The sequence below is a fragment of the Polynucleobacter wuianus genome (assembly GCF_001659725.1).
Classification (GTDB): Bacteria; Pseudomonadota; Gammaproteobacteria; order Burkholderiales; family Burkholderiaceae; genus Polynucleobacter; species Polynucleobacter wuianus.
Genome location: NZ_CP015922.1, coordinates 439,098 through 456,575, shown reverse-complemented (window position 1 = coordinate 456,575; position 17,478 = coordinate 439,098). Strand labels below are relative to the sequence as shown.

Below are 17,478 nucleotides of genomic sequence, written 5' to 3'. Positions count from 1 at the left end.
CTTTGATGTCGAAAACTTAAGCAATCAATTCACTAAAATACTCATGTTGATCTGTATTTAATGTGGATACACGCCACTCAATAGGATCATCCTGGATACCAAGAGCTACTCTTCGTATAAACAATACAGGAGCATTGGGCTTAATACCAAGCCACTCAGCATGCTGCTTGCTTGCAAGCCCTGCTCTTAAGCGCTCACTACTACGAACAACAGTCTGGCCATATTTCATTTGGTACAACTGGTAAATGCTGCCCTCGCGATTAATGTAATCAGCTCGGTTCAGTTTTTGAAAACGCCTTTTATCAAGCGTAATCTGATCAATCATGACGCATTTATCGTCTAGATAAAGGCAGTTGACGAGGCGCCATACTGCGGCACCTTCTTTAATCTCGAGCTTACTAGCCTCTTCCTTGTTTGCAACGGCACTGGTCAACGAAACCAGCTCAACCCTTGGGTTAATTTTTTTGTCGGCATCATGTTTGACAACGTGGAAAAAGTAATAGAGCAAACGCTTGAGGTCATGCTCAGCAACATAGGTACCCCTGCCTTGGCGACGAACCACAATGCCTTCAGCAACCAACTCATCTACCGCTTTGCGCAGGGTTCCTATAGATACATCTAACTCTTTTGATAAATCCTTTTCGGCAGGCAATGCCTGCCCCATGGGATAACGACCCCTGACCAGATCTTCGGTGATCTTCTGCTTTACTTCTTGATAAGCGGTCAGGGATTTCATGCTGTAAGACTTACGCTGATTCGTATAAACGCGTCAATACAAATTCACGGTGACCGAGAATCTCAGAGGCAGTCAATTCGCCATCAGCAGTGCGCAATAGGCACTCCAATAACTTATCACCTGCCTGATCCATATTCTCTTCACGACGCAAAAGGCCTGACACATCAACGTCAATGTGCTCACCCATCGTACGAACTGTTTTTGGATTGGCACAAATCTTAATGACCGGAAGAATTGCGTTACCGATGACGTTGCCTTGGCCTGTTGGGAAGAAGTGAGCGGCAAATCCAGCAGCAGCACACAAAGTCACCATCTCAGCAGCAGCTGATGAGGAATCCATAAAGTGCAAGCCAGAGATCTTTGGCTCCTCACCCTTATCTAAGACACTATCAACGATACATTTCTTACCGATTTTCTGAATATTTCCTAAGGCTTTTTCTTCAATCGTAGTTAAACCACCGGCGATATTGCCCTTAGTTGGCTGTGAGTCAGATAAGTCGCTAGTTTTATGACGCTCGATCACATCTTGATAGCGATCAAACATTTCGCGGAACTTTTTCTTCACTTCTGGAGTGCGGCAACGTGCCTCTACCAAATGCTCGCCACCGGTTAACTCAGTAGTCTCACCAAATACCAAGGTTGAGCCAATGCCGTAGAGCTTGTCAAATGCATCGCCAACTGTAGGATTTGCGCCGCAACCTGAAGTGGTATCAGACTCACCACACTTTGTAGATACCCATAGCTCGGACAATGGTGCTTTAACGCGTTGTTGCTTGGATGCATGCTTCATCATTTTGTAAGCAGCCTTACTTGCCGCAGCAATCGTTGCAGTATCCCCATTGCCCTCAATCCAGAAACCTTCTACTGGCTTGCCAGAAGCTTTGATGCCATCAACCACGATTTTGGTCCACTGTGGCTCAATACCAATCACCACTACAGCAGCAACGTTTGGATTAGCACCAGTTCCGATCAAAGTACGGAAGTGTAGATCCAAGTCAGCGCCAAACTGCAAACGGCCATAGGAGTGAGGAATAGCCTGAGTTCCCTTAATGTTGTTTGCAACCGCTTCGCAAGCTGCATTAGACAAGTCATCCAAAGGCAAAATTAATACATGGTTACGAATGCCCATGCGGCCGTTTTCACGGCGGTAACCCATAAAGGTCGCGTCTTTCAAATTAATCATTTTTTTCTTTCTCAATGAATAGGTGAATAAGGGCCTGGATTACCAGCGCTTAGTTTTAACGTTTTGAACATGCAGATGCTCACCCTTTTTAATCGGGGCAACTACTTTTCCAATATCAACGCCATACTTCATCACCGTATCGCCTGGCTTGAAGTCATTCAAAGAAATTTTGTGACCGATTGGAATATCACTCTCAGACTTCATATTGAGTGTTAAATCACCATCCATTACCCAACCAATCAAGTCGTCTCCAGCTTTCACGCCTTCAACCACCACAACACCTACGCCATCTCCTGGCTCATGCACGACAAAATGGATCATGATCTTCTCCTCTTTAATCCCATTAAATGACTGCTATTTCCATGACTGACGAATGCCAGCCCGAATTTCTTCTACAACTACATCAGAAACATTGATGCCATCTTTAAAGCCTGATGCACGCTGTTTAAAACGTCTTTGCCCTGGAACTCGAGTTCCCGCATCGGATGCTAAAGTCTTCAAAAACTCCTGCATCTTGCTTGCAAATACTTGACCACCCGCTAAACCCGGATCAATTGTTAATAAGAGCTGTCCGATGCGAGGGCGGTTACCTTTGGCATCAAAAAAAGAATCTGCCTCATATGAAAAACGGCTTCCAGACAAACCTACAACTAACAACTCAATAATGAGGGCAAGTAAGGCACCCTTATCCCCGCCAAGAGGCACCATTAATCCCTTGAGTCCTTCGTTAGGATCGGTAGTTGGCTTACCATCAGCAGTCAATGCCCAACCCTCAGGGATAGACTCACCCTTTTTAGCTGCTACCAATAACTTGCCACGGGCTACCGCAGAAAGAGACATATCAATCACGAGTGGATCTTGATTAGCAACTGGAAATGCAGCAGCTAAAGGATTGGTACCAAACAATGCTTTACTGCCGCCCACCATCGGCATAGCTGCCGGTGTATTACCAAACAATAAAGAGATGTAGCCAGCACGAGCTGCAGCTTCAGCAAAATGCCCCGCAACACCAAAGTGATGACTATTGGTAACGGCAACTAGACCAACTCCAGTTTTGGACGCTAAATTAACAGATAGATCAGTTGCAAAACGCAGCGCAGGAAATGCAAGCCCATCACAGGCATCAACCAATGCGGCTGAGGTCTTGAATGGACGCGCCTTAATTTTTGGTGATAACTCAATACGACCATTTTTGGCATGTCCAGCATATTGAGATACGCGGGCTAATCCATGAGAAGCTAGTCCATCAAGCTCAGCCAATGCCAAAAATTGCGCAGTCTCATATGCTGCTTTTTCTCCAATGCCGGCCGCCCTTAATCCAGATGAAGCCAACTCAAGCATTTCTTGATAAGACAGATTCACCCTAGACCCCCAAAAATAGATTGACTTCATCGGCAATCATTTGACTGACGCGCTCATTACTTTCATGCGTTACACCCGCTACATGCGGAGTCAAAATAAGATTTTCGATGCCAACAAAATGACTTAAGTCCTTTGCTGGCTCACTTTCGAATACATCCATAGCGGCACCACCTAAACGACCAGAGCGCAAACGCTCTGCCAACGCTCTCTCATCAACAATACCGCCACGAGCAGTATTCACAAGGCAAGCGCCATGCTTCATTTGATCGAGAGTGGAAGCATTAAATAGATTTTTTGTCTCAGGCAAGAAAGGAAGGTGCAAAGTGACAGCATCACTTTGTGCGAGCAGTTCATTTAAAGGTAGCAAAGGCACTGAAAAACCATCCAGCTCCACAGAACCACCAGATAGCATTGGATCATATGCAATGCATTGCAAACCAAAAGCATTTCCCTTTTTAGCCACCACTCTTCCGATACTTCCAAAACCAACAATGCCAAGGGATTTACCCAAAAACTCATGGTATGAAGAAAAACGGGGGCGAGGCCATTCGCCCTTCAAGGTTGAAATCGTTGCGGGAATGAATCCCCTAGTTAATGCAACTGCAGCGCCAACAACATACTCAGCAACAGACTCTGCATTTGCACCGGTTGCTGGAATAACTTTGATATTGCGTTTTGCGCATGCAGGCAATTCAATATTCTCTAGGCCAACTCCAAGCCTACCAACCACTCTTAAATTTGGAGCACCAAGCAATATCTCTTCATTCACCTGAGTGAGATTACGCACAATGAGCGCATCAATTTTTTGCAACGCAGCAATTAGTGCTGGTCGATCTTTATATAGCTCAGGCTCATAAACCACCGCATGCTTAGAACGCAGGGTTTCTAGGGCTTGACTTGTGATGAACTCAGAGATCAAAATGGATGACATATCTAGATCATATAGATGATTTAGATATCTTGCAATACCCCAATTATTGGTTAGCGCAATTTCAAACGAAATCGCACCAACCGATGGCTGGAGGAGACACTAGCAACACATAAGCTTATAACTAACAAATAGAGACTGAATGAATTTTTTGCTGCAAATGCAGATAAGATATTTAGATCAAATTACCATCGGAGATAGTAAGTATGTTTAAGCAACATATCGGCAAGCTAGGCAAAAGTATTCTATTAATTGCAGGCTCATTGTTACTAGCTTCATCAGTAGCGATGGCGCAAAATTGGCCTACCAAACCCATCAAGCTGGTTATCCCCTTTGCTGCTGGCGGAACCACAGATATATTGGGGAGATTATTAGCCCAACAATTATCTAAAGACCTAGGTCAAAACGTGATTGTAGAAAATAAGCCTGGCGCTGGTGGCAATATTGCAGCAGAGTATGTTGCACAGTCCGCTGCTGACGGCTACACCATCATGCTTGCCTCTGGCAGCATGCTCACAGTAAATCCTAATTTATATAAAAAATTACCCGTTAACTATGCCAAGGATTTTGTTTACATTACTAATGTAGCTAGCGGCCCAATGCTTTTATCAGTAAGCAACAAGATACCGGTTAAAAATGTAGCTGAATTTATCGCTTACGCCAAAACCAAAGATCTGAATTTTGGCTCTGCCGGTATTGGCAGCCAGGTTCATATGGCTGAAGAAAACTTTACCTATACCGCCGGCATACCAGCAACACACGTACCCTATAAAGGGGAATCTGCAGCACTTAACGACTTGGTAGCTGGACAAATTGACTTTATGGTGGGTAACCTCACCGCAGCTACTGGTTTTGCTAAGGCTGGGCAAATCAAACCATTAGCAGTTACAAGCCTTAAGCGCTCCAAACAATTGCCAGATGTTCCGACTGTTGCTGAGTCAGGAATCCCCGGATTTGAATCTACTGGTTGGTTTGGTTTGGTGGCACCAGCCAACACGCCTAAGGCAATTACTGACAAGATCTATGCCGCCACTGTTAAAGCAGTCAATTCTGAGGCATTACGTGCAAGCTTAGATTTAAATGGTCTGACAGCAGTAGTCAACAATCAAAAAGATTTTGAATCTCAAGTGAAGGCTGAATCCGTTGTTTGGGAGAAAGTCATTAAGGGTAGAAATATTAGCGCTCAGTAATTTAATACCAGCACTCAGATCAATTTCAAGGGGCGAAGATTTCGCCCCTTGTTTTTTAGAGCTGCCGAATCAATAGCATTGTTCCAGCAAAAACCAGAATCGAACCATATGCCACTCGCATAGCGGCATTACTTAATTTGGTATGGACATGAGTACCCAACCAAATTCCTAAAAAGGTTGCGGGCATCAAGCAAATTGCCAGACCAATGACTGGCCAACTGAGGATCAAACCAGTAACCAACATTAAGGTCAGGCGCAAAAAGGTCAAAGAGAATATTGCAAACGCCATTGTGGCGCGCAATGCCTTTGGATCATTGATGCGCAAACCGAGGTAGGAGACGTAAATCGGCCCACCCGTAGCAAAAAGTGCCGTAAAGGTTCCTCCAAAGAATCCAAATGGCGCTGCCCACCACTTACTAATGGGTTCGCGCATTTCTGTATTTCTCTGCCAAAGGACTCGAACACCATTGATCGCAGCAAAGCAACCCAAGGTAATCAGCAAAGGCTCGCTTGGCGCCTTTACTAGTAAATAAATACCCAGGATCATGCCAATCAAGCTAAATGGAAAAAGCCACTTTAACTCTTTGAAATTGGCATCTTTTGAGGATTTTCTGCCGACATATAAAGAGGCGCAGATGTCAACAATAACCATCATCGGTACCACCGACTTCAACGGATACATCTGTACTAGCAAAGGTACGGAAATGATGGATGATCCAAACCCTGAGATACCAAAAATAAAATAGGCAACAAAGATGACCAGCATCGCCAAAGCAAACTGGATAGGCTCAATCAGATCAAAAATGATAAGCCTCAACTAAGATAGTTTGCCCAGGCTTGATCATCGTAAATTGCACGGGACGATTTTCAATCTTTAACTCTTCATTATTGAAATTGACAGCGGTGTAATAAGAATCCTCAAGCGAGCCCGGCTCAGGGAAATCATCACGATAATGAGCGCCCCTCGAATTCTCGCGGGCAATCGCTGCTTGAGTCACAGCCTGACTTACCAGAATGAGGTTTTGTAAATTCATCCAATCTTGCCAAGTGTTACTGTATTCACGCTGAATATCACCTACCCCCATTTGCTTCAATTGGGAGCCCAACTGCTTTAAAGTTTGGCTTGCACGCAATAGACTTTCGCGAGTTCTAGAGATGCCCACGTCATCCCACATACACTCCGCCAAAGCATCTCGTATAGATTCAATATCGCCAGGCAACTGTTTTAATGGTGCTTCATGCTCTTGAATGCTTGCCATCACCTCATCCATATTGCATTCACTTAACTGCTGAGTGGCAACCCAATGGGCCATTGCGTCACCTGCAATGCCACCAAATACAGTTGAGTTGGCAACGCCATTACCACCCAAACGATTGGCGCCATGTACCCCACCAGTGTCTTCGCCAGCCGCAAACAATCCAGGAAGCTCGGTACTGCAATCCTTTTTAAATACAAGACCGCCCATCATGTAGTGCGCAGTTGGCACCACTTCCACTAAATCATTTGCTAAATCAAACCCGCTGTCAGCGCAACGCTCAACCATTCCCTTGAATTGCTTACGTACATTCTCTGGACCTAAATGACTCATTTGGATATAGACACCACCATTAGGAGTTGCACGCCCCGCACGAATTTCAGAGTTAATCGAGCGAGAAACGATGTCTCTGGTAGCGCGCTCATTGCGTGGGTCATAATTACCCATAAAGCGCTCTTTATTACCGTTGAGCAAATATCCGCCAGCTCCACGTAAACCCTCTTCCAGCACCGTACCGGTCATACGAGTTCCAGGACCCGCCAATAAGCCAGTGGGATGAAACTGCACCATTTCCATATCCCGCAGGGTGAGTCCTGCACGTAATGCCATTGCTAAGCCATCACAGCTCTTATCACCAGATGGGGTATGGTATTTGTACATAGTGGGACCACCACCAGTAGCGAGCAAGACAGCCTTAGCTCGGACCAAAACAAATTGCCCCGTCTGCATGTTGAGCATCAAAACACCCGCAAGCGATTTACCATCCTTGCTATGAATTAATTCAATTGCACGATGTTCTTCAAGTCGATTAATACCCCTTGACCATACTTGCTCGGCCAGGCGATTAATAATCTCAATGCCCGTTAGGTCGCCTTTGTGAACGGTGCGGTCAAATGTTTGACCAGCAAATGCTTTTTGATGAACTGTACCGTCAGGATTGCGATCAAAAAAGCAGCCTAATTCATTTTCCAATTCATGAATACGCTCAACCGCTTTACTGACAAGCGTCCATGCCAAATCTTGATCGGAGAGCCACTTGCCTCCTTCAATCGTATCCATAAAATGGCGCTCGACAGAATCACCTTCTGCAAGTGCGACGTTGTAACCGCCCTGCACCATGCGCGTACAGCCACATTTGCCTAGCAATCCTTTGACAGCGATCGTGATATTTAAATTTGGACTTGCTTGATGGGCATGTAAGGCAGCAAAAAGCCCCGCACCTCCAGAGCCCAATATCAAGATATCAGTATCGATTGTTGGTATTGTTGGAGTCGAACTCATGAAGTGATCCCAAGGCTTTTTAGTACCGCCTCTTTTTTACTAGCAACGTCACTTTTCACTTCTTGATAGATGCTACCGCCATGACTATCCATTGCTACTAACAGTGGGCCAAAATCTTTAATCTTGAAGCGCCATAAAGATTCTGGATTGAGATCATCCATATCGACATCTTCAATCTGCTCGATCCAGGTGGTTTCAAGGGCTGCAGTACCGCCAATAATAGCCAGATAAACGCCGCCTATCTCTTTGAATGCATCTGCAGAACCCTCACGCATGCCACCTTTACCCACAATCATACGCACACCGTTTTGTGTCATCAATGGACGCGTGAATCGCTCCATACGATCTGAGGTAGTTGTACCAATGCAAATAGGCTCATACCCCGCAGGGAACTGGGTACTTACTGGTACCTTACGAACATTCGGTGCCGTATGAATCACTGCATGACCATTTAAATCAAATCGTGTCTTACGATCATGATCAAACATATGTATCTGAGTCGCATCACGAATACCAAACAAGGTATTTTGTAAGGTAACGGTATCGTTAATACGTAGCTTACGAATATCCTCTTCGCTCACTGGTGTAGCAAGGTTGTAATGTGCCATCTGCCGCCTTCCTAGAATCCGTAAGTCACGCCATTGGGCGTAAAGGTTGCACGTGCTCTACGTGCTGAGTGACACTGCATATTGACTGCTACAGGATTTAAAGTAATGTGCGTATGAGCCAACTCTACTTGAACCGCAAAAGCCGTCCCGTCACCACCTAAACCTTGAGGCCCAATGCCCAGTTGATTTACAGCGGCGCTGAGCTCCTTCTCCAGCTTCGCGCCCTCTTCATCACTGCATACACTGCCTAACTCACGAGTTGCCGCGCGTTTAGCCATTGCCACACACTGATCTGAGGTTCCGCCAATACCAACCCCCACAATAGTTGGCGGGCAGGTCTTGCCACCAGCAGAAACTACACTTTCAATCACAAATGCTTTAACACCCTGAATACCCTCTGCAGGGATTGCCATTTTTAGAAAGGAGTTATTTTCTGAACCGCTTCCCTTGGGGACCATTTCAATTTCTACCGACTCAGACGTATCAAAAAAATCAATATGAATGGCTGGCATATCAATGCCGCAAGAGGTGTGATTATTTTTACGTGTAATAGGATGAATAACCGATGAGCGCAATGGGTACTCTTTAGTAGCACGCTCACAGCCCTTGCGAATAGCGGCCTTTAATTCCATGCCATCAAATTGCACATTACGGCCAATCTTGACGTTGTAGATCGGTAGGCCCGTATCTTGGCAAAGGAGATTGTCTTCGCGCTCTGCTACTGAAATATTCGTAATCATGGTCTTTAAAACAACTTGAGCACGTGAATCTGTTTCTGCCTTATCCAGGCGATCAATCCCCGCCTTAATATCATCAGGCAAAACCTTGAGGGCTCGAATGTAGAGCTCTTTACAAGCCTCTTCAACTAAATTCATCTGTAATTGCATATCAACCTAATCAATTAGCAAAATATAAAAACAAAAGTCCGCAAGCAATAGCGAACAAAATGGAAGCCTGAATCCAGCTCTTACGTAATCCCCTCCATGGACCAAACTCAATCATGAGCAAGCGAATCCCGCCAGCTAAATGCACTGACAATAAGATCACTAAAGCCCACTCTCCGAACTTAAAGACCCAAAAATCAGTTAAAGCCAGTGATTTCTCGAAGCCCTGTGCACCTCGCAGCGATTGGGATAGCATCAGAAAGTGCAAAGGAATAAAGCAAGCCAAGAGCAAGCCAGAAAAACGATGGCATGCGTAGGCGAAATACGATAGATGGCTTTTAGCGCGGTAGTCTAACTTTGGTCTAGAGCTCATATCTGACCACCCGTAAATACACCAATCACTGCAGTCGTACCAAGAACCAATATCAGGAAAGCTAAGATCCAAGCTAGAGGCTTAGATAACCCACTTTTAGGTAAAGTCTCTTGCAAAATATTTGCAACGCCAATTGGCGCATGTACAAAACATGCCAAGACAAATACTTCATAAAAAATGGCAAATAATATGTTGCCTTGAGTGCGGCCTAATATCTCTTGCGCACTTAAGCCACCTCTGATGGCATAGAAAATAATCACCAAATGAATTGCCACGCAAAGACCTAGCACCATTGCGCTGATTCTTTGTGCATACCAAAGCTTAGCTTGCAATACTCCGGTACTCATAACTTACCCCATTTACTTCCGCGTACGGCAGCCTTAGCAATCAGTTTCTTCAAGCCTGCAATACTGGCCGTTGGCTCAATAGCCTTGGGGCAACGCTCGGTACAAGAGCCTTGCGTATGACAGGCATGGCAACCAGCGTCGCCAGCGACCGCACGCATACGTTCCAGCTGCTGAACATCCCTCACATCATTCGTTAATGTCCAAGCCCGATTGAGTGCAGCAGGTCCAAGATAATTGGGCCTAGACTCAACTACCTCACAAGATGCATAGCAAACTCCACACCCAATACATTCAATTCCGGCATTGGCTAATTGACGCTCTTTAGAATCTGGCTCAACTTTTGCAAAATCATCATGGCGAGTTTGGCTACCTTTGAAGAATCCAACCGCACCCTTCCATTTATTAAAAAACTCTCGCATATCCGTTGCGAGGTCTTTAATGACAGGCAAGTTGTTTAAGGGGGCAATTTCTAATGAATCGCCTTGAAGAATTTGAGATACATGAGTACGACATGTCCAGCGTGCAACGCCATTTACAGTCATTGCACAAGAACCACACATACCCACTCGGCAAGCAAAGCGATAACTCAAAGTAGGATCGAGCTTTCTCTGAATGTAGGTAACGACATCCAAAACCGTTTGATTTGGGTTACGTGGCACCAAGTACTCTACAAACTCCCCCTCTTGGGAGCCGCGCCATACCCTTACTTTGAGATCAGTATTTGACATATCCTCATTATATTGATGGATAGTAAAAAATAAATCGAATTAATTTTTCTTTGAGATAAAGTATTTATTTATCTCAAAGATAGGGGATTTTGAGGGGTGCCTTAACGCTCTATAGGTATAAAACCATTCCGATTGGGCATCTTTACTAATGGCAATGTTTGCGCATTCATCACAGAATCTTTTGGGACGATCTGATTCAAATACAAAATATAAGCTGTGACAGCATAAACCTGATCGTTACTCAATGATTGGGGCGCATTATGAGGCATTGCTCGGCGGGTGTAATCGAAGATAGTTGTAGCGTACGGCCAATAACTACCAACCGTCTTTATTGGACTTGCCGTATTCAGACCCCCTCCACCCACCAATCGATTGGCTACACCACCTTGACCTTGAGCGCCATGGCAAGAAGCGCATTGCTGTTGGAATACTACCTCGCCCGCAGCAACTGAACCTGAGCCCACTGGTAAACCCACGCCAGCTCCATTGACATCTATATTCCACGCCTGAAGTTGATCTTCAGTAATGGGCTTACCAAGACCTGTAGATCCCTTAACCTGATAGCCAGAAGAGCAAGCAGTGATTAGCCCAAATAAGGTGGCACTAAGTAAAACTTTATTCCAAATGAATTTATCGATCATTTGTGATCTCACCATTTGCCGCTACACGCCATGGCTGAATAGCATTGTTGTGATAAAAAATATTGGCGCCCTTTGCTTTCAATAGGGCATCCATTGTGGGCTGAACATCGCCGCTGGCATCAACAGCACGACTCATCAATACCGCTGGTGCGCCATCCCAAACCCATGGAAAACGGAACCGAACTAAGGACTTATCCATCACAGGCTCCTGAAGAATTGCTTGAGACCAGAATTTACCGCCATCAGTTGAAACCTCAACAGATCTAATTTTGCCGTTGCCAGACCATGCAACCCCTGAAATCTCATAGAAGCCCTTTAATTTGAGCTTCATCATTCCTGATGGCTGCGTGATCACTGACTTCACATCCATCGCAAATGTAAATTGCTCGGCTTTCCCATCGGGCAGAAGATCTGTGTATGCCGAAGTTTCTTCGCGCGTCTGCCAAGGTGCATCGCCTAATTTAATTCGGCGTAGCCACTTAATGCTCATGTTTCCCTCAAAACCCGGTAAAAATAGTCGCAATGGGTAACCCTGCTCTGCCCGCAACATCTCACCATTTTGGGCATATACCAATAGGGCATCATCCATCATTTTGCTCATGGGGATACTACGCGTCATTGCGGCGCCATCAGCCCCCTCTGCCAAAGCCCACTTAGCAGAACTCTGAACGCCGCATTCTTGCAAAATTGTAGAGAGACGAACACCAGTCCATTCACAACAGGAAAGCAAGCCATGTATTTCTTGAGCAGTCTTTCCGGTGGCTTTTTTTAATTCGGCTGCGCTATTGCCAGAACATTCCAAGAAATAGATTCGTGATTCAGATGGAAAGCGAACAATATCTTCCATAGTGAAAATCATCGGACGATCTACCATTCCATGAATAACCAGGCGGTGCTGATCAGGATTGATGTCAGGAATACCCGCATGATGGCGCTCAAATACAAGGCCATTGGGAGTAATGATGCCGTGCAAACTTTGCAATGGTGTTCTCGATCCTGTTGGGAAGGTGGGCACAGGATTGGGAAGAACTCTCACCACATTCTTTTCATACTTTGAAGGCAATCCATAGGGAGGATTTATAAATCCTGATCCTTGAGTCTTAGTCCAAGGATCAACAACTAAAAAATTGGATTCGCTATTTTGAGCAAGTGCAATTTTCGAGGTGACCGCTCCACCAACAACCGACCCAGCAATGAGAGTTTTTTTCAAAAAGTTGCGTCGCACAGATACGTCTTTCTTGCTACTCATATATAGCTCGTCTCCAATAGCTTCACTGAGGTTCAAAATCTTGTTAACACCTTACCATCAATTATTAGACGGCTAAATATTATTTTCTGGATTAAAAATTACTTTCTATCAGATAAAACCCTTCCTTATAATCAAAATCATGTCCAGCATCAGAACCCTCAAAAACTTCCTTGCAATCACTAGGTATAAGAGTGTTGCAGCTGCCGCCAGAGAAATTGGCCTCACAGCAGCCGCAGCTGGTCAGCAATTACAACAGCTGGAAAAAGAAATTGGGCTTGAATTATTTGATCGCACGAAGCGCTCCTTATCATTAAATGCGCACGGAAGATCACTCATTGAGCCTATACAAGAAATTGTGGCGCGTTATGAGGCACTTGGCTCTCACTTGAAATCCGACCTTAGCGGTACGATTGTTTTAGGTGCGCTGGTTTCTACCCTTATGGGCGCATTCGGAAAAACGTTAAACGAATTAAAACAAAACTTTCCAAGCCTAGAAGTCAAACTGATTGCTGGCCTATCAAGTGATTTTCTAGATCAAGTACTAGAAGGCAGTATTGACGCTGCAATTGTGACCGAGTCACCCTATGCTCTACCTCAGAACGTACAGTGGACTGAGCTCTATAAGGAGCCAATGATTCTAATCACCCCAGCATCAAAGTCAAAGCACAAAGAAAGCGTCTCTCCAATTGGATCGAACCTACCCTTTATTCGTTTTGAACGGAATACCTGGACAGGTCACCTGGTAGATCAAACCATCAAAGCGAATAAGCTCTCTATTCAGGAAGGTATGGAGCTCAACTCTGTGGAAGCCATTATTGAATTAGTACGACAAGGCCTTGGCTATTCGATCGTTCCAAAACTAGCCAATATTACTTGGTCTTCTGATCGACAACTGAGCATTCATGAGCTTGAAGGAAAAACGATTTTTAGAAAAGTAGGCTTACTTGAGCGCAAGAAACACACTCGCCAAAATGTCACACAAATGATTAAGCAACAATTTTTAATTGGCGCTAAAAAATAAATCACAAAGAAAAAGCCACCCCGAAGGATGGCTTAAAAGAAATCTATGGAGGTATTGCATAAATCAAACTACAGAATGAACAACTCCATATTAGCGATCTGTAGTTTGGTCTTTTGAGCCAAATGCATGGATTTGAACCAAATGCCCTGTTTTAGTGCAGGAATTGATCTGTTTTAGTGGTTCTCTTTAGCGTGATTAATCGAGTACTTGGGGATTTCAATCACCAAGTCCTGCCTTGCCACGATGGCTTGGCAAGATAAACGGGACTGAGGGTTAAGGCCCCAAGCACGATCCAACATATCCTCCTCGTTCTCATCAGGAGGATTAAGACTACTAAAGCCCTCTTTCACAATCACATGACAGGTTGTGCAAGCACAGACCATATCGCAAGCATGCTCGATGGGAATGTCATTCTCAAGTAGCGCTTCACAAATTGAAGTGCCAGGCGCGACTTCAACCACTGCACCTTCTGGGCAATATTCACTATGGGGAAGAACAACGATTTGGGTCATAGTTTTTATTTGGTTTGTATTGATCTTTGTATTGTTTAAATCTCAGCAACATTCTTACCTGATAGCGCTTTTTGAATACTATGATTCATGCGCATCTGCGCGAACTCATCGGTAGCTTTCGCAGCATGATCAACTGCTTTGCGAACCACAGCACTATCGGTTTCTTCATTCAAAATCTTTTGTAGCACAGCCATCTCTTGATCAATAGCTGCTTGCTCATCGGCACTCAGAAGATTTCGATCGCTTGCTAATGCGGTTTGTACCGCATCTAACAAGCGTTGTGCATTTACCTGCTCTTCACGCAAGGATCTAGAAAGCAAATCCTCTTTGGCAGATGCAAATCCATCTTGCAACATGCGGGTAATTTCCGCATCTGTTAAACCATAGGAAGGTTTGATATCAATTGAGGCTTGAACTCCAGAGCCTTGCTCCATAGCGCTTACGGATAACAATCCATCTGCATCCACCTGGAAAGTGACTCGAATACGTGCAGCCCCTGCAGCCATTGCGGGTATGCCGCGTAACTCAAAACGACCAAGTGAGCGGCAGTCTTGTGCCAACTCACGTTCACCCTGCACTACCTGAATCGCTAAGGCAGTCTGACCATCTTTAAAAGTGGTGAAGTCTTGCGCTCTAGCCACAGGAATTGGTGTATTGCGTGGAATGATTTTTTCAACTAAGCCACCCATCGTCTCAATGCCTAAAGAAAGCGGAATGACATCCAATAAGAGCCACTCATCATCTTTACTTTGATTACCCGCCAATAAATCTGCTTGCATTGCTGCGCCTAGCGCAACTACTTGATCAGGGTTTAAATTATTTAAGGGCTTGCTACCAAATAACTCGCCAACAGCACGCTGAACATTGGGCATCCGGGTTGAACCACCTACCATCACAACACCTTTAACATCTTCAGCTTTTAAGCCAGCATCGCGCAAGGCTTTCTTGCAAGACATTAAAGTTTTAGCAACCAGGTTCTGAGTAATCTCAAAGAACTGGGCTTGGCTGACGCCCACATTGACGACTGTGCCATCTGCAAGCGTCTCATGCACACGGGCAAGAGGGTTATGACTAAGCTGTTCTTTGGCATGTTTACAGGCTTGTAGCAGAGTGCGGTGATCATAGATCGATAAAGGTGGCAACTTAGCCTGTTCAATCACCCAGCAATACAAGCGGTGGTCAAAGTCATCACCACCCAAAGCGGAATCTCCGCCAGTAGAGAGCACCTCAAACACACCTCTACTCATTCGCAGAATAGAGATATCAAAGGTTCCGCCGCCAAGGTCATAGACTGCGTAGATACCTTCTGAAGCATTATCTAAACCATAAGCAATCGCAGCAGCAGTTGGCTCATTAAGTAAACGCAAAACTTCAATACCAGCTAACTTAGCGGCATCTTTGGTTGCTTGGCGCTGTGCATCATCAAAATAGGCTGGCACAGTAATGACAGCACCAACGATGTCATCATTCACTGAATCTTCAGCCAGCTGGCGCAAGCGCGCAAGAATTTCTGCAGAAACTTCAATAGGGCTTTTATCGCCGGCAACGGTTCTGAGTTTGAGCATGCCAGGCTGATCAACAAAATCATAGGGAGCGCTCTCAATATGCTCAACATCCGTTAAGCCGCGGCCCATGAAACGCTTTACCGAAACAATCGTGTTCTTTGGATCAATAACAATGCTTTCAAGCGCCTCAAATCCAGCTTGGGTGCGGCCATTAGGCAAGTAGCGAACTACAGAAGGAAGCAGCTCGCGCCCTTGTTCATCGGGAAGGACCTTAGGGAGCGCATCTTTGACAATTGCAACTAAAGAATTGGTGGTACCCAAATCAATACCCACGGCAATACGGCGCTGGTGTGGCGCAAGCGATTTACCGGGTTCAGAGATTTGTAATAAGGCCATAGAAAATAGAGTTTAGCTTGTATAGCTTAGATTAATTCAGCAATAGTGTCGTCAAGCTCAACCGCGAACTTATCAATAAAGAGTAAACCACGCAGAAGTTCTGCTGCGCGTTGATAGTTTTTGGCGCCGTCAATGGCTTGGGTAATCTCAGCAAGAGTCTCGGCTTTCGATTGTTCAACTTCTGCCATCATGGCTTCAAGGGCGGACAAATCTTCGGCCTGCTCATCTAGATTCTCACGCCATTCCATCTGCTTCATCAAGAAAGCAGCTGGCATAGCAGTATTGGTTTCAAGTTTGGCATCCACCCCATGTAACTGGCACAGATAAAGGCCGCGTTGAATCGGATTTTTAAGAGTCTGAAATGCAGTATTGGCTAATGTGGCCATTTGCATTGCAAGGCGTTGTTCAGACTCACTACCTCGAGCATGGCGATCAGGGTGAACCTCTTTCTGAATCGCCAAGTAAGCCTGATCTAGCGCAGGCAAGTCGATATTGAATTGCTGATTTAAACCAAAGAAACGGAAGTAATCGTCAGACGCGGAAAGATTCGCCACAACCACACTCATCTTTTACGTTTGGATTTTGAAACTTAAATCCCTCGTTCAAACCCTCACGTACGAAATCCAATTCTGTACCATCCAAATAAGCTAAGCTCTTTGGATCAACAAATACTTTCACGCCATTGGACTCAAATACCTGATCTTCGGCCGCTGGCTCATCGACATACTCCAACTGATAAGCCAAGCCAGAGCAACCAGTAGTGCGAACACCCAAACGCAGACCGCACCCTTTACCGCGCTTCTCTAGATTGCGGTTGACGTGCTTTGCAGCTTTTTCAGTTAAGGTAATTGCCATAGTTTTCTCGAATTTCTAATGCTTATTTCGCTGGATGCTTTTCTTTGTAGTCAGCAACTGCAGCCTTAATCGCATCTTCAGCCAAGATGGAACAGTGAATCTTCACTGGTGGCAATGCCAACTCTTCAGCAATCAACGAATTCTTAATCTCTAAGGCTTGATCCAATGTCTTGCCCTTAACCCACTCAGTCACTAATGAAGAAGAGGCAATGGCAGAACCACAGCCATAAGTCTTGAACTTCGCATCTTCGATTACACCTTGATCATTCACGCGAATCTGCAACTTCATGACGTCGCCACAAGCTGGTGCGCCAACCATGCCAGTACCTACGCTATTGTCACCCTTTTCAAAAGAGCCAACGTTGCGGGGATTTTCATAATGGTCAATGACCTTTTCGCTATATGCCATGGTATTTCCTCTTT

21 protein-coding genes are annotated in these 17,478 nt (G+C 45.1%); 2 read left to right on the top strand and 19 right to left on the bottom strand.

Annotated elements, in window-relative coordinates; translation table 11 throughout:
- Positions 1-16: 16 nt before the first annotated feature.
- Genes A8O14_RS02455 through A8O14_RS02435 form a run of 5 tightly spaced genes read right to left on the bottom strand, consistent with a single transcriptional unit; the run spans position 17 to position 4,212 of the window.
- Positions 17-736 carry a GntR family transcriptional regulator gene (locus A8O14_RS02455; RefSeq protein ID WP_068948059.1) on the bottom strand — a complete coding sequence of 240 codons (720 nt, stop codon included), beginning with the start codon at positions 734-736 and terminating at the stop codon, positions 17-19.
- Positions 737-746: 10 nt separating this feature from the next.
- Positions 747-1,919: a UxaA family hydrolase gene (locus A8O14_RS02450; protein WP_068948058.1), complete on the bottom strand. Its 1,173-nt coding sequence runs from the start codon at positions 1,917-1,919 to the stop codon at positions 747-749.
- Positions 1,920-1,958: 39 nt separating this feature from the next.
- Positions 1,959-2,240, bottom strand: coding sequence for a flagellar biosynthesis protein FlgA (locus A8O14_RS02445; RefSeq protein WP_216861540.1), 282 nt, complete (start codon positions 2,238-2,240; stop codon positions 1,959-1,961).
- Between the two features lie 33 nt (positions 2,241-2,273).
- On the bottom strand, positions 2,274-3,311 hold the full coding sequence (locus A8O14_RS02440; RefSeq protein ID WP_068948056.1) for an Ldh family oxidoreductase: 1,038 nt from the start codon (positions 3,309-3,311) through the stop codon (positions 2,274-2,276).
- Complete coding sequence (locus A8O14_RS02435) at positions 3,283-4,212, bottom strand: hydroxyacid dehydrogenase (RefSeq protein ID WP_068948055.1); 930 nt, start codon at positions 4,210-4,212, stop codon at positions 3,283-3,285. The genes A8O14_RS02440 and A8O14_RS02435 overlap by 29 nt, the downstream gene beginning before the upstream one ends.
- A gap of 203 nt (positions 4,213-4,415) precedes the next feature.
- Between A8O14_RS02435 and A8O14_RS02430 the strand changes: the two genes are divergently transcribed.
- Positions 4,416-5,399: a Bug family tripartite tricarboxylate transporter substrate binding protein gene (locus A8O14_RS02430; RefSeq protein ID WP_068948054.1), complete on the top strand. Its 984-nt coding sequence runs from the start codon at positions 4,416-4,418 to the stop codon at positions 5,397-5,399.
- Positions 5,400-5,454: 55 nt separating this feature from the next.
- Here A8O14_RS02430 and A8O14_RS02425 read toward each other — a convergent pair whose 3' ends face one another.
- From A8O14_RS02425 to soxC, 9 genes are all read right to left on the bottom strand, one after another.
- Complete coding sequence (locus tag A8O14_RS02425; RefSeq protein WP_216234259.1) at positions 5,455-6,165, bottom strand: sulfite exporter TauE/SafE family protein; 711 nt, start codon at positions 6,163-6,165, stop codon at positions 5,455-5,457.
- A 31-nt stretch (positions 6,166-6,196) separates the two neighbouring features.
- A complete protein-coding gene (locus tag A8O14_RS02420; RefSeq protein WP_068948053.1) occupies positions 6,197-7,936 on the bottom strand; it encodes an L-aspartate oxidase in 1,740 nt (579 codons plus the stop codon).
- Positions 7,933-8,544, bottom strand: a complete 612-nt coding sequence (locus A8O14_RS02415; RefSeq protein ID WP_068948052.1) for a fumarate hydratase C-terminal domain-containing protein — start codon at positions 8,542-8,544, stop codon at positions 7,933-7,935. The genes A8O14_RS02420 and A8O14_RS02415 overlap by 4 nt, the downstream gene beginning before the upstream one ends.
- Positions 8,545-8,555: 11 nt before the next feature.
- A complete protein-coding gene (locus tag A8O14_RS02410) occupies positions 8,556-9,431 on the bottom strand; it encodes a fumarate hydratase (RefSeq protein ID WP_068948051.1) in 876 nt (291 codons plus the stop codon).
- Between the two features lie 10 nt (positions 9,432-9,441).
- Positions 9,442-9,801, bottom strand: a complete 360-nt coding sequence (gene sdhC, locus A8O14_RS02405) for a succinate dehydrogenase, cytochrome b556 subunit (protein WP_068948050.1) — start codon at positions 9,799-9,801, stop codon at positions 9,442-9,444.
- Positions 9,798-10,148, bottom strand: coding sequence for a succinate dehydrogenase (locus tag A8O14_RS02400; RefSeq protein ID WP_068948049.1), 351 nt, complete (start codon positions 10,146-10,148; stop codon positions 9,798-9,800). Before A8O14_RS02400 ends, sdhC begins: the two co-directional genes overlap by 4 nt.
- Positions 10,145-10,876, bottom strand: a complete 732-nt coding sequence (locus A8O14_RS02395) for a succinate dehydrogenase/fumarate reductase iron-sulfur subunit (RefSeq protein WP_068948048.1) — start codon at positions 10,874-10,876, stop codon at positions 10,145-10,147. The genes A8O14_RS02400 and A8O14_RS02395 overlap by 4 nt, the downstream gene beginning before the upstream one ends.
- A gap of 101 nt (positions 10,877-10,977) precedes the next feature.
- Entirely contained in the window at positions 10,978-11,517 is a 540-nt protein-coding gene (locus A8O14_RS02390) for a c-type cytochrome (RefSeq protein ID WP_068948047.1), read from the bottom strand.
- Complete coding sequence (gene soxC, locus A8O14_RS02385; protein ID WP_068948046.1) at positions 11,507-12,766, bottom strand: sulfite dehydrogenase; 1,260 nt, start codon at positions 12,764-12,766, stop codon at positions 11,507-11,509. Before soxC ends, A8O14_RS02390 begins: the two co-directional genes overlap by 11 nt.
- Positions 12,767-12,905: 139 nt before the next feature.
- Between soxC and A8O14_RS02380 the strand changes: the two genes are divergently transcribed.
- The gene (locus tag A8O14_RS02380; RefSeq protein WP_068948045.1) at positions 12,906-13,787 is read left to right on the top strand and encodes a LysR family transcriptional regulator; all 882 of its coding nucleotides are present in this window, start codon (positions 12,906-12,908) and stop codon (positions 13,785-13,787) included.
- A gap of 173 nt (positions 13,788-13,960) precedes the next feature.
- Here A8O14_RS02380 and fdx read toward each other — a convergent pair whose 3' ends face one another.
- The 5 genes from fdx to iscU are packed head-to-tail and all read right to left on the bottom strand — an operon-like array spanning position 13,961 to position 17,464.
- Entirely contained in the window at positions 13,961-14,299 is a 339-nt protein-coding gene (gene fdx / locus A8O14_RS02375) for an ISC system 2Fe-2S type ferredoxin (RefSeq protein WP_068948044.1), read from the bottom strand.
- 35 nt (positions 14,300-14,334) lie between these two features.
- Positions 14,335-16,200, bottom strand: a complete 1,866-nt coding sequence (hscA, locus tag A8O14_RS02370; protein ID WP_068948043.1) for a Fe-S protein assembly chaperone HscA — start codon at positions 16,198-16,200, stop codon at positions 14,335-14,337.
- 26 nt (positions 16,201-16,226) lie between these two features.
- On the bottom strand, positions 16,227-16,766 hold the full coding sequence (gene hscB / locus A8O14_RS02365; protein WP_068948042.1) for a Fe-S protein assembly co-chaperone HscB: 540 nt from the start codon (positions 16,764-16,766) through the stop codon (positions 16,227-16,229).
- Positions 16,732-17,055 (bottom strand): iron-sulfur cluster assembly protein IscA, encoded by a 324-nt coding sequence (iscA, locus tag A8O14_RS02360; protein WP_068948041.1) that lies wholly within the window; start codon positions 17,053-17,055, stop codon positions 16,732-16,734. The genes hscB and iscA overlap by 35 nt, the downstream gene beginning before the upstream one ends.
- 22 nt (positions 17,056-17,077) lie before the next feature.
- Positions 17,078-17,464: a Fe-S cluster assembly scaffold IscU gene (gene iscU / locus A8O14_RS02355; RefSeq protein WP_068948040.1), complete on the bottom strand. Its 387-nt coding sequence runs from the start codon at positions 17,462-17,464 to the stop codon at positions 17,078-17,080.
- Positions 17,465-17,478 lie beyond the last annotated feature (14 nt).